The organism is Amycolatopsis sp. NPDC051071 (assembly GCF_040682875.1).
Lineage (GTDB): Bacteria > Actinomycetota > Actinomycetes > Mycobacteriales > Pseudonocardiaceae > Amycolatopsis.
In genome coordinates, this window is the sequence record NZ_JBFBBY010000005.1 from 46178 (window position 1) to 71640 (window position 25463).

Here is a 25463-nt window from a genome sequence, read left to right on the forward strand (position 1 = left end):
TTCGGGGCCGTCAACCGAATGTGCAGACTCTGCACACCGGGTGCGGGAGCGGAACATTCTCTGCTGGTCGCGGCACGACAGCGATTGGGTGAAGGGGACTTGGTGATCCGTATCGAGGAGGCCTGCCGCGATGTTCCCGTCGACATTCCGTGTTCCCGTCGCTCCGAGCCTGGCCAGCACCCTGGCCGAGTACGACCTCGTCATGGACGGTCACACCTGGGCCGAACCCGAGGTGACCCGTGTCCGGAAGGTCCTCCGTGCGGCCGGCGCCGCGCTGGTGCACCGGCTCGCCGACCGGCTCGCGCTCGATGGCTGCGTCGTCGCGGCGCTTCCGTCGGAACTGTCCGACGACCTGCTGCACCGCGCGGCCGCCGGAGTCGTGGCCGCTGCCGGGACGCCGTTCTGCCCGATCGGTGGCGGGCGCGCGCTGTGGCTCGACGGCACCGGACAGACCGGTCTCGACGACGGACCGACGCGCGATCTGGGTATCGAGTTGCCGGACGTGACGGCGCCGCCGGACTACGCCAGTCTGCTGCGGCTCGGCCCCGGCCCAGCGGGTGGCGGGCAGGTGGTCGTCGCTGATCTGCGGTCGGCCGCGGTCCTGCTCGCCAACGAGGATCGCGACGTCCTGCGCCGTCCGGTGTTCGGCAAGGACCGCTCCGGACACGTTCGCGGGGTCGGCGGCCCGATGTTGCCGTTCCCTGTCCTCGAGGACGGCCCGCCCGGGATGTCCTGGATCCGGTGGAGCGGGACGTTGCCGACGACCGCAACGCGGGGCACCGCCCGGCACTCGAACGCTTCGCCTCGCTGCTGGGGCTCACCGCGCGGCGGGTGAGTGTGCGGCGCGGGGACCTGCTGATCGCCGATCAGCGCCGGGTCGCGCACTCCCGCACCGCACCGGCGGCCAGGACGGCGCCGTGCCATCAGCGCGGTGGTGGTCCCAGGGCATGGCGCGGTTCGACGCGGCCGCCCCGGTTCAGCAGGTACTGCGCTCGCGGAGCGCGGCGTGACCGGGCGGGACGTGGCCGACGTCGCGGTGATCGGTACCGGGGTCGTCGGGCTGGCAGCCGCGCACGCCCTGCTCGCCCGTGGTCTCACGGTCACCGTGCTCGGTCCGCGCCCTGCCGGGGCGGCGGGGCAGGGGAGTGCGCCGGCGGGAGCGATGTTGTCTCCGTTCTCCGAAGTCGACGCGAGCCAGCCCGAGGCGCGGGTTGAGTTGGAAGTCGGCCAGCGGCTGAAGGCCTTCGCACGGTATCCGGCGTGGCTGGACGAGCTCGCCGCCGCGTCCAGGCAGCCACCGATCCCGCTGGTCCCGGGGACGTGGGTCGTGGCCACCGCCGCCGAACGCGACGACCTGGCCGCGATCGCGCGAGCCGCGCACGGCGCGACGCACCCGGCCGAGCCGCACCACAGCACCGACCACACCGGCCTGGCGCAGGGAGCCGAATCGGCGGCCGCGCTGTGGTTGCCGACCGAGCCGAGCCTCGACATCACCCGCCTCCTACTGTTTCGCCTGCCGCGTTCCCGGACGCCGAGCGCCAGTGACGGTTCCTCTCGGCGTCGCCCTTGCCCACCACGCACTCGGCAACCCCGAATCCGCCTACGCCACCCTCCGCGAAGTCCACTGCCGCGCACCCGGGCAAGTCCTCACCCGCGCCGCCGCTCGCGACCTGATCACCGACCTTCGCGATCAGAACATGGGCACGCTCCCGGACATCTCCCACTTCGCTCTACGGACCCGCACCGTGGACAGGCCCACCTCGTCTGGGATCTGCGCCGTTGGGACGAGCAGGTCCGTAGGCGTGGAGTCAGACGCTGGCACTACCCCGCGGTGAGTGTGGGGCTCAGCGAGGCGCGGACGGCGCGCGAGACTCTGGTAGCGCCGGTCGAGCGTGCTGCGATCTAGGTAGTGCCCCGGCAGCCTCTCCCTTTCGCTGTCGGGCCATTGAAGACTTCCCTGGTCCCTCCGGTTTACGTGGGCTTGTGGCGGACCGGCGATCTGCGTCGGCGTGAACGCCTCCACGAGCACGGCCCGTGTCGGCCACACCCTCAGCCAGAAGGGGCCCCGCGCCGTCACGGTGTCAAACGGGTTCGTTCGACTCGGGGTGAACGAGACCGCTTCACAGCTCGGCGTCGTCGAGTGGGAATTGGATTTGGTCCCATTGTCGGCGTAGTGAGAGCAGGGCGCTCCGGTTGATCACCGTGACTTCGGTGTTGCCGCTTTCCGGATTCCGGTCGATCATCCCTTGTGATTCCATGAAGGTGAGTGATCTGCGGAGTCGATAGGTGGCGTAGGAGCCCTTCTGCCTGCTCGCTGCGGCCTTCGCGGCGGCTGATTTCAGCAGGTCCGGGGTTCGTGGGTTCCACAGTTCGACGAGCTGGCTGCGGTCGCAGGTCGGCGACGTCGACGTTTTCGCCGGTGACGTGTGAGCCTTGGTACTGGATGAAGCTGTTCTTGAGGTGCCGGGCGGCTGTTCGGCGGCCTCGTTCGGCGGCCACCGCGTCTACGAGCCGGTAGCCGGCGTCGTCCGCGGTGGGCCAGGGGAGCAGCCTCAGGCGAGCCCAGAGGGCGGTGTCGGCCAGGGATTCCTCTCCGGTGTGAGCCTGGCGGTGGTCGTCGACGGCGATCGCCAGGGCCAGCAGCGCGGACCGCAACGAGTCCGCGACGCTGTCGTGGTGGACTTGGCGGAGGCGGTCGGCGGTCTCAGGTCAAGGTATTGGTGCAAGACGGTGTTGAACCGGCTCGCGCGTTTACGCCAGGTCGTGAACTGGCGATAGTGATCGGCGTACTCGGCAGCGGTGATGAGCCCGGCGTAGCGCTGGTGTTCAGCGAGCTTGATCGCGTCGCGTTCCCGGACGGACCTCTCGCCCGCCTTGGCGTCGAAGGCCTTGAGCGCGCGATAGGTCTGCAAGACGCGATCGTCGGCCAGCAGGGCTTCCCAATTGCCTCGTTGGGACAGGCTTAACGCTTCGCGGATGTAGCTCAGGGCGGCTTTGTCATCGGTCGGGCCGTAGGGAAGAGGTTTCGACATGGGAGCTCTCAGGGGTAGCGGGTTCAAGTACTCGGATGAGGTGAGTTTCTGCGGGACGCGGCAGGTTTTGGCGTGGTGCGGAGTGTCGACCCGTCCTTGGCCGTGGTCGGGGCGTCGGCCTCGCGGTCAGGTCTCTGGTGGAGGTCTAGTCATGGTGATGGCATTCGGGGCAGAGCTGAGCGTGCGGCGGGATGGGTGCGTCGACGAGGCCGACGCGTACGCATCGGGTCATGACGGCGGTGTACTCGCCGGACCAGGTCGGCAGGGGCTTCTCATCGATTTTGTGCACGAGATGCGGCGACGTGAGGCCGGCGCACGGCTGGCCTGGTACGGCTTCCGCTAGATGTGGCATGCCGCCTGGTACGGGTGGCAGGTCTTGGTCTAACGGTGGACAGAACGCCGGAGCCACATCAAGAACGGATTCACGTGGCCTGGAAGGCGGTGGGCGCAGCGGGTGCACGGTCGCCAGCCGGGGTGTTCCGGCTCGCGCCGGATGGCGGCTCGCGGCCACTGTGGTGCCGGACCCTGTTTGCTTTCTGCGCCCGGGGGGACGGATCTGCACTCCATCGGCGACCAAGAGGGCACGGACAGTCCGGACGGACAGGCGATAGCTGCCCGCGAGGCCTTGCAGGGAGGCGCCCGCCTGGTAGCGGACGGTCAGCCCTGGCGGGGGAAGCCGCCTGCGCGGTGGTCGTGTGGTGGCGGTCCGGCTGCCCATTACCGATCGTGGGCGGTAGGGACGCGCGCGGCGGCGACATGAACGAAGGGATCGTGCGGGCGGCCCGGGACAGCGTCGGAGCCCGTTGCCCAGCTGCGCCGGACGAGCCTCTGAGCCGCGCTGGGTACCTCGATGTGAGGGAAGTCCCGTATCGGCCACCGTAGGCCGGTGGCTGGTGGTGTTCTGGTGGCGTCGTTCATGGGTTTTGGTGTCCCGGAAGGTGAATGTCGCGCCGGGCCCTGGGGGTACCGCGCCCACGGGTGGAAGGGCGCGGCGCCTCCAGGCTTGGGGTTAGGTGGCGTTGCCGGTGCGGGCGACGTGGTAGATCCAGTCCCGGAGATCCGGTGAGCTGGTGTAGACGTCGGGCGTGGTCCCGCAGAACTGGGGGTCGGCGGAGCGGCTGGCGTTGCCGATGAGCTGGGGCACGCCGTCGATGGTGGCCAGGGCGGCTGTGCCGGAGTCGCCGTAGCAGCTGCCGTCGGTCCCCGACGGGTTGCCGGCGCAGACCTCACCGGCGGACAGCCCGGCGTCGGCGCACCGCGACGGCGAGGCGATCCGGGTCTCGAGCTGCTGCAGACGCCTCGGCAGGCCGGAGCGCGTGCTGTCGGGCTCGGTCACGCCCCAGCCGTACACGGTGACGCTGTCGCCTCGGCGGGCGGTGGTGCGCGCGAGCTGCACGGTCGGCTGCTGGAGCAGGTGGTCGAGCTTGAGCATGGCGGCGTCGTACACCTTGCTCTTCGGCGCGCCGTCTCCCCATTTCCAGCCGGGGTGGACCACGACCTTGTTCACGGTCGCGGTCTCTCCGCCGAAGAGCCGGTCGAGGCTGCCGGTTCGGATGTGGAACTGCTTGTCCGCGGTCGGGATCGGCGCGGGGTCAGCGTTGAATCGCCCGATCAGCGACGACCTGGCCGAACTCGCGGGTGGGTCAGTGACGCAGTGCGCGGCGGTGACCACCCAGCCTCGGAACACCAGCGCCGCGCCGCAGGTGTGGTAGTCGATGTACTGCTCGCCGTGCTCGGGCGCGTCGTACTGCAGTGAGGTGATCCCCGGCGGTGTGGTCGGGGCCGGGTGACCGCCGATGATCATCGGTTCGACCGGCGGCGGTGGTGTGGCCCCTACGGCTGTCGCCGTGGGGGCGGTCAGTGCGGCGGCGATGCTTACCACTACCGCTGCTGTGAACGACAAGGTCTTTCTGTTCACGAAGTTGTCTTTCCCGTCTGAGAAAAGTGGGCTGAACTGTCTACAAGGAGCCACCAACAACGGAGCACGGGCGGCCCGCGTCCGGGGTGGGCGACGTGCCTCGGCGGAAGGCTCACCTAGCTGGCCGCCTGCCGCGCGGAGACAACACGCAGCGTGGAAGGCGTGGCCGGCGCCAGCGGGCCAGTCGGCACGGGACGTCGGGATTGCTATCGCTGCCGCACGACCCGAAGACCACACAGGTGGCAATCTCCTCCGGGTCGAGGACGCGTGCCTGGTGCTCCAGCTGATCAAGCACAGCGGGAAAGACGCCGCTGTGCACACCGATCACGACCTGCGCACTGCGATGCTGGCCGCAGCCGATCACCGTGCCACACGAGTGGAACGTGGCGATCCAGTAGGTGCCGTCGTGGGCGAGCTCGCATTCGAGCTCGATCAGGTTGGCATCCAGCGGGGTGAGACGACGGTTGTCGGTGTCGAGCGCGCCTTGGAAACTCGCGGGGTAGAAGAGGTTGGCGCTGGTGTCCGAGCCGCGGTCGAGGATCGTCCAGCCGCGCCGACGGAAGAAGGAAAGCAACGGATCCATAGTCCCGTCGTCGGACTCCGGTTGTTCATGTCGGCCGTTCCCGACGATGCGTCGGATGCGACTGCGGGCAGTGGCACGGAACTGGAACATGTCGTTGAGGTCCTTTCCCCGGAGGGGACCCGAGGTCGGCGGCGACAGGTCCGGGGTCTGGTCGCCTACCGCTGTGCGTGCGGGCCTGAATCGATGGCAGTGGTATTCGCGTCGTTCGACGCGTCAGGATCAGCAGCGCGGTGTATATACGGTCGAGACCGAGGGCTTGGCCTTTGTCGCGCATGCGGCGTGAGAACGCGGGGCAGTCGCAGCGTCGGCTGGTCGCGATTTGTGGTAGCGGGTTGGCCGTCGCGGTCGTGCACGGGCCAGGCCGGGCGGGGTTGCTGGCGCTCGGTGGCCACGCGGGCGGTGATACTCGCTACCGAGTCCGGGCGGGCTCGCCAACGCCGACGTCGCCGGTGAGCGCGGGCTCGCACGACGAGCACTGTGCCAGTCAACAGCAGGACAGCGCCGAGGCCGACGAGCAAGGTCGGGTTCATCGCCGGGTCGGCTGCTGTGGGCCATCAGGCGCTCGTCCGTTTGTCGGGTCCGTGATGTTCGAGGTCTCGTCCTGGGGCGGTCTGAGAGGTGCCAGGGCCACAGTGCTGGGCGGTGCACCCGGTCTTCGCGGCGTTGCCCACGTGGGCTTCCAATACGAGACAAGGGATTTGAGGCAACGTTCTTCCTCACAGGAAGTCGTGGTTCAGAAGGTTCCGCACCCGTGCGCGTTGGGCCTGGAACTTGTCGGGTCGGGCGATGCGGCGCTGCCACAGCACGCTGAGCCAGCGGAGTGCGACGGTGCGCTGGGCGGCAAGAAACCGTCGGCGGCTGTCCTCGTCATGGACGCGGAGGTCTGGCAGCAAGGAGATCCACCGGGCGTCATCGATGGCACGGGCGCTGGGATGCTCGATGATGTCCGCGGCGTCGTAGGCGGCTTCGCTGTAGCCGGCGAACTCCCAGTCGGCTACTCGGGCTCTGGTTCCGTCCCAGAGCCAATTCCACAGGTTGGGGTCGCCTCGGGAGAAGGTTCTTGGTGCCGGGTCGAGGAGTGTCGCGGCGGCACCGCACTCACTCCACGCGTCCAGCAGCAGGCGCATGTCGTAGGTGTGCGGGTCGTCGGCGTGATCGTCGAGTTGGCCGGACCACGTGCCCATGAGCTGATGCACGATGTCCTTCGCAGCACCAACTCGTGGGGTGTCTGTGAACGGCCCCACCGGGAGTCTGCGCAGTTCGGCGAGAACACCGACCACTGCGCGCAGTGCGCTGACCGGTTCGTCGAGTTCGGGCATCTTCTGACCGGGCAGCATGGTCGTGGCGACCGCCGGGAGTTCCGGGTTGGGGTCATGCCACAGCGGTTGTGGTGCCGCCGTGATTCCTGAGTCAGCGAGATGGAGCAGAGCCCGATACTCGCGGATGGCTCGCTCACGGTTGCCGGAGGAGTACAGCTTGAGGCAGATCTCACCGTCCGGGCCGTCCCAGGCAAAGGTCCGATTCTGGCGGCCTCCGGCCAGTCGGCGAAGCCGAAGGCCCGGCAGGTCGTCGTCCAGCATGCTCGGACTGTGCCGCCGGAAGATGCGTAACTCTGCGAGTAGCGCGGAGGGTAGTGACGTGGCTTGCAACAAAGGATTACCTCAGTGTTCTTGACAACGGGCCGGGAGGGCCACCGCCGCGTGTTGTGTTCCGCGGTGGGCGTCTCTACGTGATGGCAGGGCTGGAATTTGGCGCGTCGCCCCTGGAGGTGGAGCCGGTGCCGTCCGGTGGCGCGTCCGGGACACTGTCGCGGCTGGTCTGGTCGCGGCCGGGCCAGAACCGGGTGCCCCATAGAGGTTGCAGGAGGGGCATGAGGTCATCGCGTAGTCCTGGGCTGGTGGCGATGGCGCAACGGGAACGCACGGAATGTGGGCTGGTGTCGGAGTCGAGAACGAGGGCTCCGGCCTCACGGGCGAGCACGGCTCCGGCTGCGGTGTCCCAGGTGCGGTTGCCGAGCAGGACGCAGGCGTCGAGGGTTCCGTCGGCCACCCATACCAAGTCGAGCGCGGAGGAACCAAACCGGCGAAGTCCCTGTGCACGTGCGGTAATGGCGTGGTCCAGGGACGCGCACAGGACGTCACGCAAGCCCGCGTCATCGCCGCTGCCGTAGTCATTGAACCCGATCAGGGCTGTGTCGAGCCGGTCGGTGCTCGAGGCGGTGATCGGTTCGTCGTCACGGAATGCTCCATGGCCTTCGGTTGCCGAGTATCGGTGCCCGAGGAACGGTAAAGCGGTGACCCCGAGCACTGGTTGCTCGTGGTGGACGAGGCCGAGAGCGATCGCGCAGAGCGGGTTGCCGTGCTGGTGGTTAATCGTGCCGTCGATGGGATCGAGGACCCAGTAAGTGTCACGGTTTCCGATCGCACCTGTCTCCTCGCCGAGAAACCCGATCTCGGTACCGTCTCCGCTGGTCAAGCACTGACGTATGAGTTGTTCGACGGTGTCGTCGACCTCGGACACAGGGTCGCGGTCGCCCTTGTAGCGGATCTGGCGTGGAGGATGACGAAGGACATGCTCCACTGCGAGATCCATCGCGGCGTGGGCCGCGGCGAGTGCGGACGTATGGCCAGGTCGCTGCGGGCCGACAGACAGGCTGCTGGGTTGGCTCACCGGAGCCCCCTGTCGTTGGAACGATGGCAGGGGGTGATGCGCGGTGTCGTGCGCGAAGTCCGGATCAGTGAGCCCGGAGGTGGTGAGATCAGCGGCCACGACTGTTCTCCCACAACAGAGTGTGCAGCCGGGTAGATAGGTTCCACCGGCGCGCCAGCACCGGATCGGCCAGCAGCCGCATCCGCTCCAGGACAGTGGAGCTGTCCGTGCCCTCCGGCATGATCCAGACCGGATGAAGGTCGTAGGTGCCGACCAGTTCCTGGACCTCGTCCAAGTCGTCGACCTGCTGGACGACGAACTTCCACACGGCCTTCCCCGAGCCGGCGAGGTCGCGCAGCACCGCGGGACGGATGCGTTGATGGCGACGCAGCCCCGAATGGGCCAGCTTCGGCGAGACGTTAAACCGTGTCACCGCCGAGGTGAGCACGTCCGTAGGCGCGATAGTGCCGGAAGTCTCGATCTCGACATTGGTGACGAGCTCGCGCTCTCGGATCGCGCACAGCAGCCGCTCCAGGGCACACAGTTGCAGCAACGGTTCGCCGCCCGTGATCACCAGCAGATCGGCCGGAGTAGAGGCAAGCCAGGACAGGATGTCGTCGGTCGAGAGAATTCGCTGCTCGGCGGCGAGGTCATACCGGGCTGGGTCATGGGTTTGCGGCGTATCGCACCAGGTACAGGACAGGTGACAGCCGAACAGGCGGATGAAGTGTGCGTACCGGCCTGTGCTGGGGCCCTCGCCTTGAAAGGTCGGGCCGAACGTTTCGTTGACCACGAGATCGCGGTCTACATCGGACACAGTGGGTGGCTTCACGACGCGGCCGCCGGGCCGTAGGTCGCGGTGTTGAGGTGCGTTTCACGGACGAACACCCGGCCGACACGGGCTTCGGGAGCGCACGGCAGCGCGATGAGCACGGACTGGCTCACTCGTCGCAGCAACACCGCGACCGCTTCGACGGTCGGCCAAGGCAAATCAGTGGCCAGCAGTTCCGCATCGTCGACCGTCTCACAGCTATGTGCGCCGAAGCGGAAGACTTTGGACCCCGCGGTGTAAAGGTGCACAGCGAGCGGATCCCGGACGCCGAGCATGGTGCCATGATCGAGGTGGGCGTCGATCCACCGCCGGACTCCGGTTTTGAGGACGCCGAACTCCACAACGGTCCCGTCGGTACTCAAGGCGGGAGCGACCACGGACACCGTGACCCGCCAGGAATGCCCATGCAAGCTGGTGCACTTGCCTTGCAAATGCGGTAGCCGGTGCGCGGTTTCGAAGGTGTGCTCGATACAGATCTGGTGACTTGCCGGCGCGGAATCGGCCATCGTGCGGTTCGCCGAGTGGCTGGTGGTCTGTCCGCCTATCTCCGTGTCGTACATCGCGAGTGCCAAAGTCCTTTCACCGCGAACGCGGGCCGCGCGCGTCTCTCCAGAGGGGCAATAGGTGTGGTCTGCGGCAGAAGGTCGAGGGGCAGGAGATGCCTTCCGCCGCACACCACGGCTCAGTCAACGCCGGGTGATCAGCGTGATCCAGAGCGTGAGTACGTCGTTAATGGGGCGTACATGAGGCGTCGTCCGCCCTGACCAGGGAATGGGCGTGGCGCCATGGGGCCAGCCGAAGGCACGGGGTTCACCGGGTCGGGCGCGAAATACGGTCCGGTGGGTGAAATCGGTCAGCAGTAGCTGCGGGAACAGCCGGCCACTGCGCTCCCGCCACGACATACGGTGCGGTGGAACTGGTGCGTATACGCGGCGGCGATGCGACGCCGCCCCTTGACCTGCGCGGATTCTTCTCGAAGGTGGTGGTCCGAATGGATGTAGCTTGTCGAGCGGGTGATCGGCCTTGACTCGCAGCCGGTTATCGTTGCAGGCGACCGATAAGGCAAGGTGACGAACATGGGTATCCAGCGAACAGCCTTTGCGGCTCGGCGCGAGGCCCTCGGCTTCACCCAGGAAACCTTCGCCCGGCCGCTCAAGGTAGAACTCTCAACGGTCGGGCGCTGGGAGCGCGGAACACTGACGCCGCACCCCTGGAGACGTCCTCGCATAGCTGAGTTGCTTCAGGTAACTCTCGTCGAACTTGATGTCCTCCTGAACCCAGCAGAGGCAAAGCCTGTCGCCAGGCCACCCTCGGCGACGCGGCGCGAGGTCATGGTGGACGCAGCCCTTGCTACCGGCGGGATCGCCGTCGGCCATGTCCTAGACACCCGTAGTGAGGAACCGCTGCGGTATCAAATGGACCATGGCTTTGCCGCAGCTGAGCTGGCGCGCGTAGCGGCAGAGAAAGCTGAGGACACCTTCGGTCTCGCCGCGGCGGCGTATCAACGGGCTTGCGCTCTGCTGCGCACGAGCAGCGAGAAGGATTCCGCGCAGACTAAGGACGCCGAAGAGGTAGCGGTCTCCGCCGCCACCGCCCTGCGAGGTCAGGACCCGCAGAGCGTGACGTGGCGGGGCGCCTTGACCCTGATTGCTTCAGTCATTGCCGCGCGCCGCGCTGACGATGCCGAAGCGAGTGAACGGCTCGACCACGCTGATGAACTCGCGCAGTGGCTCGGCGTTGACGGAAATATCGGGTGGACTGCGTTCGGTCCGTCGAACGTGCTGATCCATCGCACGTCGGTGGCGGTCACTCTGAACGACCCCCGTGGCACGCTCGCGACGGCAGAGCAACTGGACATCAGTGCACTATCGGCTGGTCTGAACGGCCGCCAGGCTCAGTTCCATTTGGACAGCGCGTGGGCGCATACGCAGCTCGCAGAGGACTCACAGGCAGTGATCCACCTGCTAGAGACCGAGCGTGTGGCTCCCGAGCTGGTCCGAAGCAACCCAAACGCACGATCGCTGATCGCGGATTTACTGGCCCGCGAGCGCCGCCAACAGGGGCCAGCCTTGCGTGGTCTCGCATTGCGAGCCGGAGTCGCGGTGTGAGCCCAGAACCGCGTTGTCTTTACCTGGTGACCTCGGCTGCGCCGCCAGTGCTGCGGCTCGGCAGCCACGGGATGCGTGACACGGGTACACTCGCGGCCGCCCCGCCAGAAGGAGAAGTCACTTCCGCCGGCCGACGCTGTTCTGGTCGCGCCACTGACCTTTAACTCGATGAACAAATGGGCAGCGGGTATCAGCGATACGTTCGCGTTGGGGGTGCTTAACGAGATACTCGGCGATGAAGCCCCCATCGTCGCGGCCCCGTGTGTCAAGCCCGTTCTTCGTCGGCATCCTGTGTACGCGGACAGCGTCGCTCGGCTTACGAAGGCCGGTGTGACGCTGCTCGACCCGGACACGATCACCACCCGCGCAGAGGACGGCCTGGCCACCTTCGACTGGTCGTACGTCATCTCCGCCCTTCGCCGCGCGGTCACGTCCGATGTGGATAGATGGCCGAGTATCTCGTAGCGAGATAGGACACCCTTTTCGCAGTGCACAACGTTGCTCGCTGCCCATCGTGTACCGATGGGCCACCATCGTCGAGAACCCATTCGCGACTGCGAGCGGCAATGGCACGTGTGCCAACAGTGTGGTGTGTCTGATTGGGTTTGTTCGTCTGGTGCGACCGCGTTTGTCGGTGACAACCAACCGCACCCGATTTCTGGCTTGTACGGTGGGCACATTCCTGCCTTTCCGCGATCATTGCCATCCCGTGGCTGGGGCCAGGTGGCTTCGTTGCCAATCGATGGGCCACCAGCGGCAGGTGCTCTACCGCGAGAACATGTTCCAATCCGGCGAGCTTGACTTGTCATCGAGAAGACATCACGTCTTAGTGCGAATCGCCCTTGACAACGATCCCGAAACCCTGAACTCGCTCAGGCGGCGCTGCACAGATTCTCGCAAGATGTCAACAGTTGAGCGACGCACTGAGGTGAGTCCTGCAGGTAGCGCCCATCTTGCAGACCTGGGATGGGCAGGGCGGGCGGCTGTCGTGGTGATTGGGGTCAGGGCATGGGGTGAGCGGTATCGGCAAGGCTGGTTCCGCGGGGTGTGACATTCTGCTTTGGGCGCGGTGCTGCTCGTGTCGCCGCGTGCCTTGTGGTAGCCAGCGGTGAAAGCGGCCTCACTGTGCAGGTGCGGGTGTCAGCTTTTGGTTGGCTGGTGGCGTTTATTCGTAGTGTCGCGCGAATTCATCTGGGCCGTAGACGAGCTCAGGTTCCAGCTGGGACGCAGTAGGCCATGCTTGGATGAGATGATGCTCGACAGGGGATGGGTCGAATTCAGGGCGCGCTAAGGCAGAAGCCCTATTCCGGGCCGAGATGCGTATTCTGATCCAGCCGGGGGCAACCTCGAAGCGCTGCGGTCCACTGCTGCTGTAGAGGTCTTGCACGGTGAGGTGCCCGGCGGGACAGTCAAGCGTCTTTTCTGCTGCCATATCCCAGCTCTGGTCTATTTCTGCGGGCGCTTGCCCGAGAGCTTGGATGGTCAGTCGGACCTTACCGTACTGGGTGCCGCAGAGAACAGCGATCCAGTTATCTTCACCGACGAATAATCCGAATTGGGAGTCAGGCCACTCGTTATCGATTCCAGGGGAAGCGCGAATGTGGTACTGGCCGTCCTGGACGGGAAATTCCAGTACCACACTCTCGTTCGCGTCAGCCATTTCTGGCTAGCTCCTCAAGTTCCTACCAGGCTCGTGATCCGTCTTTCTTGATAGCCTGGACGTAGAACTCATCTGTGTCAAGAACGCGATAGTAGTCGAAGTAGGCGGCGGTCAGGCCCCCCTGCGAGCTGTTCGCCTCGGCGGGAACAGTGCGAGTGGAACGATCGCCGGGAGCGGCGCCGTTGCCGCCTTGGTAGGACGAGGCCAGGGGGTACTCGTCGCAGGATGGGGCTGGGCTGCCCCCGCAAGCGACGCGACGGTTGGCCTCGATCTTGGTCAAGTCGGTCAGTCTGGTCAGGGGTTTTCCTGCGTAAGGGCGTCCCCAGTGGCTGGGGAGGGTGCGGATCGCGTCGTAGACGTGGTCGGCGACAGGTCCGACTTTTTCGTTGTCGATGGCACTGTACATGACGAACGCGAGGCCTTTGTCATCGACGCAACCGGAGCCGTATCGGTTCGACTCGGCATTGTCACACCGGCCCCAGAGAGTGTTGCCGTAGTGGTCAGCGATCGTCACCGGGTTCGCCGGCGTGGTCAATTCGAGAGCCGAGCCGAGGTTCCCGGTGATGGGAAGCACCTGGTTATTGGTCATGGACGCTGAATACTGGGTGTACCACTTGGTCACCTTCGCCTTCGGAGGCAACGCCACCGGCTCGTTCTCGTCATTGGAGCCTGACAGGCGCGATGTCGTGCACTTGTCTTGGTGGCCGAAGCACCCGGTCCACGAGTTTCCGGAAGTCCCTCCTTGGAGGGTTCCCCAGGTCTTGGTGACCGTGACTTCGACGTCCAAGTCCCACGCTGGTGTGGACCCCTGTCCTTCCTCGAAGTCGACCGACGACTTGATGTTGAGGTCCACGGTTCCGATGGGCGTCTTGACACCGTTGACTTCTCGGTAGTGCGTCACGGTCCAGTTCCGGTCGGAGCAGGAGATCGCCCGTGTCGGGTTTGAGACGCCGAGCAGGCATGCGGGGGAGATCGCCTGCGGTGACGCGTCGCCGCCGGAACGACGCGCCGTCAGTGACGCTGACGCTGGATCCTCGCCCACGGGGACGGCGCTTGTCCGTAGCCCGCCGCTGCTCGTCACGACGGCGCACTCGTAATTGTCGGGTGTACCGAGGTTGGCCGCGCGCTGCGCGCACAGCTGTTCCTGTTGCTGCACCGACATTGTGGACCGATTCGCCTCGGCAGGCAGTGTGTCGGCGGAGGCTGGCGAGCTTAGCGCCACCGTGAAGCTAAAGGATGCTACGACAATAGCGCTTAGTAAGGCGACATGTCGAATAAGTTTAGGCAAAACAAACCCCTCTGTTTCGCAAGCTGATCGAAATAAAAAACAAAGACTCACTGGGAGCAAGTTTGAACACTGGCCGATAGCAAGGAGTCGCACAATGGTGCACGCTAGCGGTGCCGAATGTCGGTTCGACGACTCGTCGGCACGTGAACAATGTGACGTGCTGTGAATAAATTGCCCGCGGAAAAAAACATCCGCAGCCCAGAGCCCCGCGCACGGCACGGTACCGCTAGTGTAACTAGGTCTGGGCCCCAGCTTCCCCTTGGTTGAGGACTAACAATGCCTGTCTACCGAGGTGTGGAAGTCGTTGTCAAGGAAGTAGGGGAGGGCGGGTAGCTGCAGTCGAGATGTTGATGGATTCCGCAGGGTGCGACCCGCTGATCAACGGATATTTCATAGTCTTTTATGCGGCGGCGAACACGATGCGGGTCCTTGCGGGAGTACGCGGGTCGCGGAGTCGGACATCCGCTCGAGGACTTCGGCGGAGTCAGTTGAGACTGCTACGCCAACGAGTTGGCCCGCTACGGGATCACGGTGATGGTGGCCCGGAGGTACGCCGAATGTCGACAGGTCGAGAAGGCGGGTGTCGCGACCGCGATTAAGGGATGCGGTGGTACCACCCCGCCGGTTCCTGAAGTGACCTTGCGCTACTCTGGTGCTGTCGAGGCCCACACTTCACGTGCGGCGGACCTCGTCGTCGTCCACAAGCAGCGGTGCGGCCTCCGCGGGTCAGTACTTCCACAACCACGGACGCAATGGCGCTCCATCGTGCTGGACCTTCGCCGTAGCTGGGAGTTCGTGAAGTCAGGAAGACCTGATCGGGCCAACTGGCCCGATCGTCGAGTGTCCGTATGGCAACTGCGCGTGTGTCACGATGAGGTGCGGTCTGATCATATGGTGAGCGCGGCTGGGAGACGTCCGAGTATGGGCAGCGGTACGAAATTCTCCGCATGGCGCACACCGATCCGGCCTCCCCACAAGCGTGCGAGTGTCTCGGCCATCGGCCCGAAGTGGTCGGTGATCGGCTGGGATGGGTGTGCGCCGAGGGCACGCTGTTTTTGTTCGTAGGTATCGGTGATGTCGATGACGGTGTGCGCGGGAATGGCGCCGTCGAGGGCGAGGCTGTTGTAGGAGTCAGCGGTGTAGACCCGGCGTGGATGCCCTGTGGCGATGACGACGCCGGGCAGGGCAGCCACAAGGGTTTCGGCGAGCGCGCGGTGCTCGGCGTGGACGTCGCGCAGCGGGTGGGTGATGACAACCTCGGGCCGGACGGCGATCAGCAGTTCGCGCACCCTCGCCACAGTGGGCTGGTCGTACTGGTACAGCGTGGCCCCCAGGATCGCCGCTCCTGCCGCGGCTTCGGTGTCCCGTCCTGGTTCAGTGTGGCGCGGGACGGCGATGGTGACGGCGGCCCCGGAGGCGGAGCAGCGTGCGAGGGTTCCGCCGGCCCAGAGTTCGGCGTCGTCGGGGTGGGCCATCACGGTCAGCACGGACGCTGGAGCGGTGAACGGCACGAGGTTCACCAGAGTCCGAGTTTCTCGATGACGTCGGCGGGCCTGGGCAGGTCTCGCGTGGGAATGCTGGTCGGCTGGTGTGGGAGCGGGAGGTCGGTGCGCATCCGGATGAGCTCGCGCCAGGCGAGTACCTGTTCCCAGGTCTCGGCGACCTTGGCGTTCCTCGCGCCGGTTAGCCGTCCGGAGTCCGGGAGCTGGTCGAGGTGTAGTCCGCCTGTCAGGAGTTTGGCCGCGGTGCCCTCTCCGATCCCTTTCACTCCAGGGATGTTGTCCGCGGGGTCGCCTTTGAGGGCGCAGAAGTCGGGCCACTGTGCGGGGGTGACGTTGTAGCGTTCGGTGACCTCGGCGGGGCCGATGTGCCGTCGGCCGCGTTTCCTGACGGTGTTGAGCGTGTGGACGTGCTCGTCGACGAGTTGGTAGAAGTCGCGGTCTCCGGACATGATCCAGACCCGGCGGCCGGGCTCGCGCTGGCGGGTGGTGGCGACAAGGGTGGCGATGACGTCGTCGGCTTCGGCGGTGTCGATCTCGATCCAGGCGATGCCATAGCCGGTCAGGGCTTGCTGGACGTGCGGGATCGCGCGCAGGGGTTTGAGGGCTGTCTCGTCGATGACGCGGTTGGCTTTGTAGTCGGCGTCGCTGTCCTTGCGGTCGGCGGCGCCGTGCTCGCCGTCGAACACGACGAGGACCTCCGGTGGTTCCGGTATCTCCTCGCGGATCGCGACGCGAAGCAGGGCGAAGAACCCGAACTCGGCGGTGAGGTCGCGGGTTTTGTCGCGGGAGAGGATCGCGGCGGGGAACCCGAACGCCGCGCGCCAGAGCAGGTTGTGACCGTCAATCAGGAGCAAAGGGACGCCAGCAGGCATCACCGCACCGCCTTTACGAATGTCTCGGCGACTGTGGTGGGCAGATAGTCCCGCGAGCGGTAGTACGCAGCCCTGGATAGGTGCGCGTAGCGTAGTGGATCTGCGAGGAGTTGTTCGGCGGCGCGCCAGAGACTGTGTTCGCCCCACGATCGGGGGACGATCACGCCGCCCGCGTCGTCGCCGGTGCCGACCAGGGCGGGCAGGTTACCGACGTCGAACGCGACGACCGGTGTCCCGACGCTCATGGCCTCCAGGGCGACCAGCCCGAAGGTCTCGCGCAGTGAGGGCACGATCACCACCGCGGCCTGCGCGAGCCAGGACGGCACCTGGTCCCAGTCGAGGCCGCCGCCGTGGACGGTGGCGAGTGTGAGGTGGGCCGCCGAGTAGCGGCACCGGTTCAGTTCGGCGGCCTGGCCGCCGACGATGGCCTCGAACCCGGCCTCGCCGACGATTACCTCGATCGTGCGGTCGACCAGTCGTCCGGCGTCGAGCAAGGCTCGGACGTTCTTCTCCGGCCCGAGCCGGGCCAGGATCCGGATCGGGCCGTGCTGTCGCAGCGCTTCCCGTCGCGAGTCGGATGGTGGTGCCGCATGGTGCAGCAGGGCGTTGGGCACGACTTGCCAGCGGTCGGTGTCGTAGCCGCGATCGCGCGCCTGGACGAGCACGGTCTGGGACGGTGCGATGACCAGGTCGGAGCGTTGCAGGGCGGGCTCGAGGTTTTGGTCGTGTCCGATGACGTGCATGGCCAGGACTGTGCGGGCCCGGCTGATCGGGGCGGCTCTGCCGAGGCCCCATAGGCCGTCGGTGTAGACGGCGACGTCGACCCGGTGTTCGCGGTAGACCTCGCAGAGTTCGGCGGCGAGCAGGGCGTCTTGGCCGTGGGTGCTGATCGCGGCGCGCAGTTCGTCGTCGTCGCAGGGGAAAGTGACGCCCACCGAACAGATCCGCAGCACGGTGTCGTCGGGGGTGTCGATGGGGGCGGCGGTCAGGATGAGGGCGCGGTGGCCGAGCAGGCGCAGGCCGTGCGCGAGGGCGGCGGTGGCGCGTTCGATCCCGGCCGGCGCGTTAGGGGTGTAGGAGGCCAGGACGAACGCGACGGTCAGCGGGAGCGGGTTAGGCACGGCGGAGGGCCTTCTTCGGCGGCGGCAACGGTGTTGTGTCCTGGTCGGCGGGTGGCTGTTCCCAGGGAAAGACGACCCAGTCGGAGACGGTCCAGATCGAGTAGTCCGGCAGTGTGGTCGCGCCGGTGTTGAGGCACAGGACCGCGGTCAGGATCTGGGCGTCCGGGTTGAGCAAGGGCGTGAGGTCGTCGCGGACGCGGCTGAGGGTCGCGCCGCTGCCGCAGATGTCGTCCACCACCAGCACACGGCCCTTGAGTTGTTGGCCGTTGAGGGCGCGGGTCAGCGGGTCGAGATCGAGGGACACGTTGCCGGTGGCTTGCTGGTAGGTGTCATCGCCGGTGTTGTGGCGGGCGCGGACGATGCGAGCGTTCATCCCCAGCGTGGTGGCGATGAGGTGGGCGGGCGAGACGCCGCCGTTGGCGATGCCGATGACGCGCTCGATCGATGGGTGATCACGTAGGATCGCGTCGGTCAGACGCGCGGTGGCGTCGCGGAGTGCCTCCGGTGTCACGCGCCAGATCTGGTGGTGCTCGAAGTCGCGGCGTGCTGTGGTCATTCGCGGTCTATTCCTTACAGGGTAGGGGAGATCGCGTCAGCGACTTGGTGGCTGCGGTCTTGTGCGGCCCGGAGGTCACGCAGGGCCCGCACGAGGTCGTACATGGTGGTTCTGGCAATGCAGGCCATCGCGGACAGCGCGTTGGCGTCGAGCTCTTCGACCGGAGTCCGCCCTGCCGGGGATTGCTGGGCGCGGACTCGCGCCCAGCGCTGGAGAGGCCGCAGCCTGGGATCGGTGGTGTGCACGAGTTCCAGGAGGTCGACCGTGATGCGAGTGTCGTAGTCACTGCTGAACGCGAGGGTGGTCGCGCGGCGAAGTAGCTCGTCTGGTTGCTTGTTCAGCGCGGCGCATACTTTGAGCAATCGCTCGACGGATATCCGGCGCGTGCCGAGTTCATAGCTGGCGAGAGTTTGCAAGGAGAGGTCATCGTCGTTGGTGCACATCGCGGCGCGCACCTGCTTGCGGGTCCAGCCGCGTTCTCTTCGCGCGGACCGCAGTATTTCGCCCAGGGCGTGCGCGAACTGGTCGAGCTGTTCGCTCGTCGGCGTGTTCATGGTCTGTCCTCCGTAATGCGGTGCGTGCGTGCGAGCTGAGCCGATTCGACGGGCGGTCTGCGGAGCTGTTCACGCTGAGCCGTCCCGAGCGGTCAGCGTGAGATCGCCGGCCGTGTGCAGGGGGCGGAGGGAGCTGATGGCGTGTGCGCCCGGCTGGTTGCGCCAGATTTGGCCGTCGGAGCGGACCACCGTGAAGCCTCCGGCCGCCTCGCGAGTACGCAGGCGTATGGGTACGGCTGCGGTGGTGCTGAGCTCGGTGAGGAGAGCGAGAGCGTCGTCATCGGTCAGCTGCTCGGCGTCGGCCAGCCCGGCGCCTTCCCCGATGGGAAGCATCTGCAGGAACGTCACCCCGCTCACTCCCAGGGTGGCGGCCAGGTCGACCATCGCTCGCATGCTGGCCCGAGCTGTGGAGCGCAGGAGCACGGTCTGAATCTGCGTGGGGATGCCTTGAGCGATCGCTGCGCGGATTCCGGCGATGGCGTAGTCGAAACTGCCTGCACCGCGCCACCGGTCATGGCGTTCGGCGTCCGGGCCGTCCAGGCTTACCCGTACGGCGTCCACACGGGTGGCCAGGGCTTCGGTGCGGCGGGCCAGGTGTGTTCCGTTGGTCGTCACACTGACCGCGCAGTCGCCCGCGACAAGCACGTCGATCAGCTCGGGCAAATCGCGCAGCAGCAGCGGTTCGCCGCCGGAGATGTCTACCCCCAGGACCGCGGACTCGGCGAGCAGGTTCGCGATGCGGGAGCGCTCGGCCCGGCCCAGTTCGAGGACGGACTTGTCGTCCAAGCAGTACGGACAGGCGAGGTTGCAGCGCACCAGGGGTGACCAGCACACGCTGATCGGCACGCCCGCGTGCACGGCTGCCGGGTGGATTTCAGGCCAAGAAGCGACGTCGGTGCCGGACAACCGGACACGCCCGGAGCCGAGCGCGATTCCGGCGCGGTGGGTCAGTCCGGTGAGCGGATCATGGACGACGCTCTCGTTTCCGTGTGTTCGCGCCGCAAAGGTACGTGTCGTGGTGGTGTGTAGTGCCGTCATGCCGTGTCCTGCGGGGGCAGGATCGGCGAGACGAAGAGTTCCTCGAACGGCTTCGGGCCGACGTACTGGCGGCATGTACAAGCAACCCACTGGTTGCCGATGTAAATACCATCTGTGCTGCGGGTGTCCCTGCGTAGGATCTCGCCGCGGCACTCTTTGGACTCGGGGGCATGGTGCTCAAGCCCGTGAGAACACCCGCAGACCGGTTTCGTCGCCACGGCTGCGGGCGCGCGGCGACGGATCAGCCTGCCGACCAGCAGCCCGGCGCCGAAGAGGCAATAGCCAAGCGTCAGTGATATTGAGCCATTCATTGCAATACCTCGCAGAGGCGCAGGAGTTTGGTCATGCCGGTCGTGAATGCTTGGGAGCGGCCGGTGGGGGCGGGACGACGCATGAGGTCCCAGTAGCGGGCGAGGGTGTCAGGCCAGCTGGCGAGTTTGCGTTGCCATTGCTGGTCGGCGTCCGGTGGATCGAGGTGGAACCCGACGGCCTGCCGGAGCGGGATGATCAGCTGCCCGGCGGCGATGAGGCACGCGCCGAGGTAGGTGTCTTCCATGCCCCAGCCGAGGCGTCCGAATTCGGGGTCGAACCCTCCGACGTCGAGGACGGCGGTGCGGGGAACGGCGACCAGGGCGGTGACGACCATGCGGGGGAGGTCCCAGTCGACATAGCGCCGGCCGTAGCCGAGGTCGAGGAAGTCTCGGGTGTGGTCCAGGGGGCGGCCGTCGAGGCGCTTGTCCAGGGTGATTCCGGTGTAGAGCAGCGGTCGGCCGACCGGTGGCCGCCAGACGACTCGGTGGTCGGCGGCGAGGTGCGGGTGATCGGCCAGCACGCCGCGCCCGCCTTGGTGCAGGTCGTAGGGGAGGTTGTGCCGGAACCCGACGAGGACTGTGGTGTCGGTCGCGCGGGCGGCGATGTCGGTGATCACGTGCGGGGGCAGGACCATGTCGCCGTCGAGATAGAGGATGGTTTGCCCGTGGGCGAGTGCGGTGCCGAGGTTGCGGGCGGTGGCCGCGCCCGCGCGTTCAGGGATCCGCAGGATGGTGGTGACGATCGGATGCACGGCGGCGATGGCGGCTGTGGTGTCGGTACTCGCGTCGTCGACGACGATGACCTCGAACTTGTACCGGTGGTGCTGGCCTTCCAAGGCGTCAAGCACGGACGAAAGGCAGTAGCCGACGTTGTGGGCCGGGATGACGACCGAGAGGGTGCGCACGGCGGCCAGCGGAAGGCCTGACGGTGTGGGGTCGTGCCAGCCGATCCCGGACACGGCTTCCCAGCTTCGGGTGCTGCTGGTGTGAAAGTTGTTGCGGTGCAGTAATTCCTCGTGCAGCGTGGTCACGCCCACCCCCAGTCTCGGAGGTGGGGCAATGCGTCGTGCCATGCCCCCGGATCCGGGATGATCGTGATCTGCCCGAATCGGGCGGGATGGTCGAACACGCGTTGCAGCGCGTGCAGGTACAGGGGCTCGACCAGGATCAGCACGTGCCGCAGCGACGGTGCGTCGGCGAGTTCGGCATCCAGTTGTGCGGCGACCGTCCGCCCGTACAGGCACGCGGCCGCGGCCCGCGTCGTGAGCCGGTGGTCGTAGGTGCTGATCAGCGTCTCAGGTCGCAGGAGGCCGTGGGCGCCGGACAGGATCCGGATCCGAGCTCGGCGAGCGGGATCCGCGGCGAAATGTTCTCGCGCGCTCGGGACGCATCCGCCCTGGTAGAGGTCGAGCGCCTCGACCGGCGCGGCGGTGACAAGCTTCCTCCGTGAGCAGTTGAGGATGATCAGCCCTTGGCCGGGTGCGAGGACGCGAGTGGTGGGCGGCTGGAGAGTCATGGTTCGCGCACCACCCGCATGCCGATGCCACGCGAGCGCAATTCAGCGGGGGCGGCGTTGAGGAACGTGCATTGCGCGTACAACGGCGACGAGGCGTAGGAGCCACCTCGGATGACGACCCCGTCGCTCATCGCGGTGCTGGCGGTCCACTCCCACACGTTGCCCGCGACATCGAGCATGCCCTCGGGTGTGGCCCCGGCGGGATGCGTGTCGACCGGGGTGACAGTGTCGTGCATTGAGTCACGCAGGTTCGCCAGCGCGGGCTGCCAGGACGCGGTGCCCCATGGCCAGCGTCGGCGGCCGGGTCCGGCGGCCATCCATTCCCATTCTGCGGAGCGCGGCAAGCGGCCGCCCAGGAGACTGGCGATCTGGGTCGCCTCGGCGTGGCTGATCTCGGCGACGGGATACCGCCGACCTAGACCAGCCTGTTCGTTCGGCAGGTGCGCGTAGGTGAGCGGGGTGCGGGTCCACAACAGGGTCGGGACCTCGATGCGACGCCCAGCATCCCCGTACTCGCAGATTCCGCCGGTGACCTTGATCCATTCCAGTCGCATGCCTCAGCCGCCGATCAGGAACAGGTCTTCGACGTTGGCGTCGTTCCGGATGCGGCTCTTGCGCTCGTTGGGCCATAGCCGAAGTCTCAAGAGCGCGTCGCTGATGGCGCAGAAGGCGCTGTGTGCTTCGTCGCGGGTCGGGGCGAAGGCGGCGTAGTTGTCGGCAAAGCGGACGACCCGGAGCTGCGGCATGTGTTTGTCCACTTGAGATAGTCGAAGGTTGATCAGAAGGGGTGCCAGGCCGGAGCCTGCCGCGATGGGGCTCGGCATCGCTGCGAGCGCCGTACGCAAGCGGGCGAGGAAGGAGCCGTCGTGGATGTATTCGGCGTGCCAGTCGATGACTTCGTCGATCGTCGCGCCTTCGGATACCGAGGCGACGTCGAGATCGGCTACCCATCGGAAGCCTGCCTGGTGATGCACGGCGGCCTGGCGCAAGGCGGTGATGCGATTTCGGCGCGGGCGGAATCCCGAGACCCAGTCGTGGAACGCTTGTGCTTCCAGTACTGGCTCCAGTGCGTTGCGCAGCGCGCGGTGCACCAGACGGTCGCGCACGGTGGGGATGAAGGTGTACATCTGTTTGCCGGTGTAGGTGGGCAGCAGCACCTCGCGAACCGACCCGGGCCGCCAGGTGCCCTCGGTGAGTTCGAGGGCCAATTGCGGCAGCATCACGTGGGCCTCGCTACGAAGCCGCCCCCAGGTCATGCCGTCGGCACCAGGGGCGGAGGCCCGCCGGCTGCACTGGCGCAACGCGCGGCGCAGACACGGCTCGGACAGCAGCGGCATCAGCGAGTGCGACTGCGGCCCGTCGGCCGGGGAAGCTGGCGCGGCCGTGTCCGGGTGCGCTACGGTGCTGAGTGCTTGGGCGGCAGGAACGATCCCCTCGCCACGCTGTACCGGCTCGCTACCCGACACACGCGAGACGTGGCGCAGGGAACGACGGCCCCGCCCAGGCCCTGCCGGTGATCCGAACTCCGCGTCCGCCATCGTCGTCATCTCCTCACGCACTGACGTAGATGGTGGGGTCGGGGATGCTGTTCTGCTGGAACGCTTCCTTGCGTTCGATGCAGGTCCCGCACGTGCCGCAGTGCATCGTCCCGCCCCGGTAGCACGACCACGTTTTCTCGAATGGCACGTCGAACGCCGCACCGACGCGGACGATGTCGGTCTTGCTCTGTGTGATGAAAGGAGCAAGAATCTCGAAATCGTCGTCCAGAAGTCCCTCGTTGGCGACGCGAGCCGACCGTGTGAAGCGTTCGACGAACTCGGGTCGGCAGTCCGGATAGACGGTGTGGTCACCCGCGTGCGCGCCGAACGCGACCACGTCAGCTTTGCGGACAACGGCCAGCGAGACAGCGATGTCGAGCATGATCGCGTTGCGATTCGGGACGATCGTCGCCCGCATCGACTCGTCGGTGTAGTGCCCTTCAGGAACCGGCACGCCGACGTCGGTCAGAGCGGAACCGGACAACAGCCGGCCGAGCGTCGCCAGTTCGATGATCTCATGTGGACAGTTGAGTAACCGCGCGATCTCAGTCGCATGCTCCAATTCGACCCGGTGCCGTTGACCGTAGTCAAAGGACAACAGAGTCAGCTTGGCTCCTCGCGCGGCCAGCCAGTACGCCAGCACAGTGGAGTCCAGCCCGCCGGAGGCGATCACGATGGCGTGCCGCGGGTGCCGATGAACAGGCGATTCGATCGGCACGTTCACCACGTCCCGCACGGCGAGGACGCCCGGCGGGCAGCGTCGGCCACTGTGGTCCACGGCGGAAGGGTCATGTGCGGCTGTGGCCGTTCAAGCCACCGGACGCCCTCATTCACGCTGTCTGACGAGGGGAGCAGAACAGTGTCGCCGCGCCGTTTCCAGCCGATCTGGGTGCGCACCAGATCACCCCAGGACGACATGCGCATGGTCGTGCGTGGCTGGGTAAGGAAAATCCAGTCGCTCGGATCACCCGGGACCACGATGATGGGCACACGCAACCGATGCCGCGCAAGGAAGTTGTTGACCTCCGCGCCGGAGCCGGCGCGCATGATGAGTGCATCGACAGTGGTGCCGAGCTGGAGGTAGACGTTGCCGGAGGCACTGTCGATGGTGGTTGGCCATCCGAATATGTCGCGGTAGTTCCGCACGCCTTGGCCGGGGTGCTGGTCGGCCTGTGCGGGTGGGGCATCGATGGTGGCGGTCATGACTCGGTCCTAACTCGAGAAAATTGGGCGTTGGGCGCGGCCGAACGGGAGGCGTCGTGTAACCGCTCCCGTCCGACCGCAGTCGGTGTCGTGGGCGTGCTCATCCGTTCAGACGCCACGGAAATCCAGCTCTACCCGCGAGGTCTGGCTAGGCGGCTCCCGCTCGGTGCGACGGCTGATCCGCGAGCAGGACGTCCCGCAGCGCCGCACGGAGCTGCCCAGCCTCGACGTTGGTCAGCCGGGCGAGTCGCCCGCCGGGCAGCTCTATCTCGACGTCCGCGGAAGTACGCCGCCGCAGGTGCAGCGCGGACCGCTGGCCGTCGCCGTCGCGGCAGCCGACCCTGCGGTGCTGCCATCCCAGCCGACGAAGCAAGGCTGCGGCGGGCACGGCGTGACATGGCCGCCTCATGGGCCTTCGGCCTTCCTGATCAAGCCGAGGCCGTGGGTCCCGGCGGTCGCGATCGCGTACCGCAGGACTCGGTTGGGGGGTTGGCGCGGCGCACGGCGGTGCGAACCGGCGTAGGCGGACTCGGCTTGCTGCCGTCGCCGCCACGCCATCCGCAGCAGGCAACAGGCAAACGTCAACGCAGCGCCCGCCGTGATGATCAGGGCGATCATGCGCCCTCACCCCTGGCGGCGGGGATCGCGACGGGACCAGCTATCGGGGCCGTGGTCCCGTCGCGACATGACGACAGAACAGGGCGCCCCTCGACGGTTGGGGGAAGACCGCCAAGGTTCTGCTCCGCCGTGCTCGCCGTGCCGATTGTCGTGACGGCGCCAGATACGACTGGCACGGGCGTGCCCGCCACCTCAGCGGCTTGCATGACGGTAGAGCGGAACTGGGTGATGGCTCCGTAGTCAAGGATCGCGATCTCCCCTGGGGGAGCCACGACCACGACCTCCGAGTCACGCACGGCAACACGCAAGGCCCGTTCACGGCCGGTCATGTCACGGCACGCGATGGACCAGGTTCTGGTGTTCGTCATGCGGCACCACCTCGCGCGGTGTCCCTACTCCATTCCCGTCGACACACCGGCTGCACGAACAAACACGGCACAGCGAGCTGAGTCTTTGGGTATCGTGACGTGCGTGGCGCCACGAATCGCTGGAAGAGCATCGTTACTCCAATAGTCAGCGAGTCCCTATTTGATTTGATGCGTCAGATTGTGATCGCGCAGGTCG

Annotated in this window: 30 protein-coding genes and 1 pseudogene; 5 read left to right on the top strand and 26 right to left on the bottom strand. The window is 66.7% G+C overall.

Annotated elements, in window-relative coordinates:
* Positions 1-130: 130 nt before the first annotated feature.
* Together AB0M65_RS02925 and AB0M65_RS02930 are read left to right on the top strand one after the other, a co-directional pair.
* Entirely contained in the window at positions 131-835 is a 705-nt protein-coding gene (locus AB0M65_RS02925) for a hypothetical protein (RefSeq protein WP_364020478.1), read from the top strand.
* Positions 836-1036: 201 nt separating this feature from the next.
* A complete protein-coding gene (locus AB0M65_RS02930) occupies positions 1037-1906 on the top strand; it encodes an FAD-dependent oxidoreductase (RefSeq protein ID WP_364020651.1) in 870 nt (289 codons plus the stop codon).
* Positions 1907-2120: 214 nt separating this feature from the next.
* Here the strand turns inward: AB0M65_RS02930 and AB0M65_RS02935 are convergent, their stop codons facing one another.
* The 9 genes from AB0M65_RS02935 to AB0M65_RS02975 all read right to left on the bottom strand — a co-directional run bounded on the left by AB0M65_RS02935 (position 2121) and on the right by AB0M65_RS02975 (position 9574).
* Entirely contained in the window at positions 2121-2258 is a 138-nt protein-coding gene (locus AB0M65_RS02935; RefSeq protein ID WP_364020481.1) for a hypothetical protein, read from the bottom strand.
* Between the two features lie 294 nt (positions 2259-2552).
* Positions 2553-3032, bottom strand: coding sequence for a hypothetical protein (locus tag AB0M65_RS02940; protein WP_364020484.1), 480 nt, complete (start codon positions 3030-3032; stop codon positions 2553-2555).
* 145 nt (positions 3033-3177) lie between these two features.
* A complete protein-coding gene (locus AB0M65_RS02945) occupies positions 3178-3321 on the bottom strand; it encodes a hypothetical protein (protein ID WP_364020487.1) in 144 nt (47 codons plus the stop codon).
* A 720-nt stretch (positions 3322-4041) separates the two neighbouring features.
* Entirely contained in the window at positions 4042-4914 is an 873-nt protein-coding gene (locus AB0M65_RS02950; RefSeq protein ID WP_364020490.1) for a serine protease, read from the bottom strand.
* A gap of 148 nt (positions 4915-5062) precedes the next feature.
* Positions 5063-5623, bottom strand: a complete 561-nt coding sequence (locus AB0M65_RS02955) for a hypothetical protein (RefSeq protein ID WP_364020493.1) — start codon at positions 5621-5623, stop codon at positions 5063-5065.
* Between the two features lie 626 nt (positions 5624-6249).
* Positions 6250-7113: an aminoglycoside phosphotransferase family protein gene (locus tag AB0M65_RS02960; RefSeq protein WP_364020495.1), complete on the bottom strand. Its 864-nt coding sequence runs from the start codon at positions 7111-7113 to the stop codon at positions 6250-6252.
* Positions 7114-7258: 145 nt separating this feature from the next.
* Positions 7259-8302: an inositol monophosphatase family protein gene (locus tag AB0M65_RS02965; RefSeq protein ID WP_364020498.1), complete on the bottom strand. Its 1044-nt coding sequence runs from the start codon at positions 8300-8302 to the stop codon at positions 7259-7261.
* Entirely contained in the window at positions 8292-8975 is a 684-nt protein-coding gene (locus AB0M65_RS02970) for a 7-carboxy-7-deazaguanine synthase QueE (RefSeq protein WP_364020501.1), read from the bottom strand. Before AB0M65_RS02970 ends, AB0M65_RS02965 begins: the two co-directional genes overlap by 11 nt.
* A gap of 35 nt (positions 8976-9010) precedes the next feature.
* Complete coding sequence (locus AB0M65_RS02975; protein WP_364020504.1) at positions 9011-9574, bottom strand: 6-carboxytetrahydropterin synthase; 564 nt, start codon at positions 9572-9574, stop codon at positions 9011-9013.
* 516 nt (positions 9575-10090) lie between these two features.
* Here AB0M65_RS02975 and AB0M65_RS02980 point away from each other — a divergent pair.
* The 3 genes and pseudogenes from AB0M65_RS02980 (at position 10091) to AB0M65_RS02990 (ending at position 11587) form a co-directional block, all read left to right on the top strand.
* Complete coding sequence (locus AB0M65_RS02980) at positions 10091-11122, top strand: helix-turn-helix transcriptional regulator (protein WP_364020507.1); 1032 nt, start codon at positions 10091-10093, stop codon at positions 11120-11122.
* A gap of 168 nt (positions 11123-11290) precedes the next feature.
* A pseudogene (locus AB0M65_RS02985) lies at positions 11291-11380 on the top strand (flavoprotein); the annotation flags it as partial.
* Between the two features lie 72 nt (positions 11381-11452).
* On the top strand, positions 11453-11587 hold the full coding sequence (locus AB0M65_RS02990) for a hypothetical protein (protein WP_364020656.1): 135 nt from the start codon (positions 11453-11455) through the stop codon (positions 11585-11587).
* A 700-nt stretch (positions 11588-12287) separates the two neighbouring features.
* Here AB0M65_RS02990 and AB0M65_RS02995 read toward each other — a convergent pair.
* The 17 genes from AB0M65_RS02995 to AB0M65_RS03075 form a co-directional block, all read right to left on the bottom strand.
* Positions 12288-12782, bottom strand: a complete 495-nt coding sequence (locus tag AB0M65_RS02995; protein WP_364020510.1) for a hypothetical protein — start codon at positions 12780-12782, stop codon at positions 12288-12290.
* 22 nt (positions 12783-12804) lie between these two features.
* Positions 12805-13944 (bottom strand): NucA/NucB deoxyribonuclease domain-containing protein, encoded by a 1140-nt coding sequence (locus AB0M65_RS03000; protein ID WP_364020513.1) that lies wholly within the window; start codon positions 13942-13944, stop codon positions 12805-12807.
* 1013 nt (positions 13945-14957) lie between these two features.
* On the bottom strand, positions 14958-15581 hold the full coding sequence (locus AB0M65_RS03005) for a PIG-L family deacetylase (RefSeq protein ID WP_364020516.1): 624 nt from the start codon (positions 15579-15581) through the stop codon (positions 14958-14960).
* 5 nt (positions 15582-15586) lie between these two features.
* Positions 15587-16444: a 5'-3' exonuclease H3TH domain-containing protein gene (locus AB0M65_RS03010; protein WP_364020519.1), complete on the bottom strand. Its 858-nt coding sequence runs from the start codon at positions 16442-16444 to the stop codon at positions 15587-15589.
* On the bottom strand, positions 16444-17565 hold the full coding sequence (locus tag AB0M65_RS03015; RefSeq protein WP_364020522.1) for a glycosyltransferase family 4 protein: 1122 nt from the start codon (positions 17563-17565) through the stop codon (positions 16444-16446). The genes AB0M65_RS03010 and AB0M65_RS03015 overlap by 1 nt, the downstream gene beginning before the upstream one ends.
* Positions 17558-18121 (bottom strand): phosphoribosyltransferase family protein, encoded by a 564-nt coding sequence (locus tag AB0M65_RS03020; RefSeq protein WP_364020525.1) that lies wholly within the window; start codon positions 18119-18121, stop codon positions 17558-17560. The genes AB0M65_RS03015 and AB0M65_RS03020 overlap by 8 nt, the downstream gene beginning before the upstream one ends.
* Before the next feature lie 14 nt (positions 18122-18135).
* Positions 18136-18675 carry a helix-turn-helix transcriptional regulator gene (locus AB0M65_RS03025; protein ID WP_364020528.1) on the bottom strand — a complete coding sequence of 180 codons (540 nt, stop codon included), beginning with the start codon at positions 18673-18675 and terminating at the stop codon, positions 18136-18138.
* Positions 18676-18744: 69 nt separating this feature from the next.
* Complete coding sequence (locus tag AB0M65_RS03030; protein WP_364020531.1) at positions 18745-19713, bottom strand: radical SAM protein; 969 nt, start codon at positions 19711-19713, stop codon at positions 18745-18747.
* Positions 19710-20024, bottom strand: coding sequence for a hypothetical protein (locus AB0M65_RS03035; RefSeq protein WP_364020534.1), 315 nt, complete (start codon positions 20022-20024; stop codon positions 19710-19712). Before AB0M65_RS03035 ends, AB0M65_RS03030 begins: the two co-directional genes overlap by 4 nt.
* Positions 20021-21055, bottom strand: a complete 1035-nt coding sequence (locus AB0M65_RS03040) for a glycosyltransferase (RefSeq protein ID WP_364020536.1) — start codon at positions 21053-21055, stop codon at positions 20021-20023. Before AB0M65_RS03040 ends, AB0M65_RS03035 begins: the two co-directional genes overlap by 4 nt.
* Positions 21052-21540 (bottom strand): DUF6884 domain-containing protein, encoded by a 489-nt coding sequence (locus AB0M65_RS03045; protein WP_364020538.1) that lies wholly within the window; start codon positions 21538-21540, stop codon positions 21052-21054. Before AB0M65_RS03045 ends, AB0M65_RS03040 begins: the two co-directional genes overlap by 4 nt.
* Positions 21537-22094 carry an SUMF1/EgtB/PvdO family nonheme iron enzyme gene (locus AB0M65_RS03050; RefSeq protein WP_364020539.1) on the bottom strand — a complete coding sequence of 186 codons (558 nt, stop codon included), beginning with the start codon at positions 22092-22094 and terminating at the stop codon, positions 21537-21539. The genes AB0M65_RS03045 and AB0M65_RS03050 overlap by 4 nt, the downstream gene beginning before the upstream one ends.
* Before the next feature lie 3 nt (positions 22095-22097).
* On the bottom strand, positions 22098-23099 hold the full coding sequence (locus AB0M65_RS03055; RefSeq protein WP_364020540.1) for a reverse transcriptase domain-containing protein: 1002 nt from the start codon (positions 23097-23099) through the stop codon (positions 22098-22100).
* A complete protein-coding gene (gene queC / locus AB0M65_RS03060) occupies positions 23092-23856 on the bottom strand; it encodes a 7-cyano-7-deazaguanine synthase QueC (RefSeq protein ID WP_364020542.1) in 765 nt (254 codons plus the stop codon). The genes AB0M65_RS03055 and queC overlap by 8 nt, the downstream gene beginning before the upstream one ends.
* Positions 23799-24281, bottom strand: coding sequence for a hypothetical protein (locus tag AB0M65_RS03065; RefSeq protein ID WP_364020544.1), 483 nt, complete (start codon positions 24279-24281; stop codon positions 23799-23801). Before AB0M65_RS03065 ends, queC begins: the two co-directional genes overlap by 58 nt.
* Before the next feature lie 148 nt (positions 24282-24429).
* Entirely contained in the window at positions 24430-24669 is a 240-nt protein-coding gene (locus AB0M65_RS03070) for a hypothetical protein (RefSeq protein ID WP_364020545.1), read from the bottom strand.
* A gap of 17 nt (positions 24670-24686) precedes the next feature.
* Positions 24687-24899, bottom strand: coding sequence for a hypothetical protein (locus AB0M65_RS03075; RefSeq protein WP_364020546.1), 213 nt, complete (start codon positions 24897-24899; stop codon positions 24687-24689).
* Positions 24900-25463 lie beyond the last annotated feature (564 nt).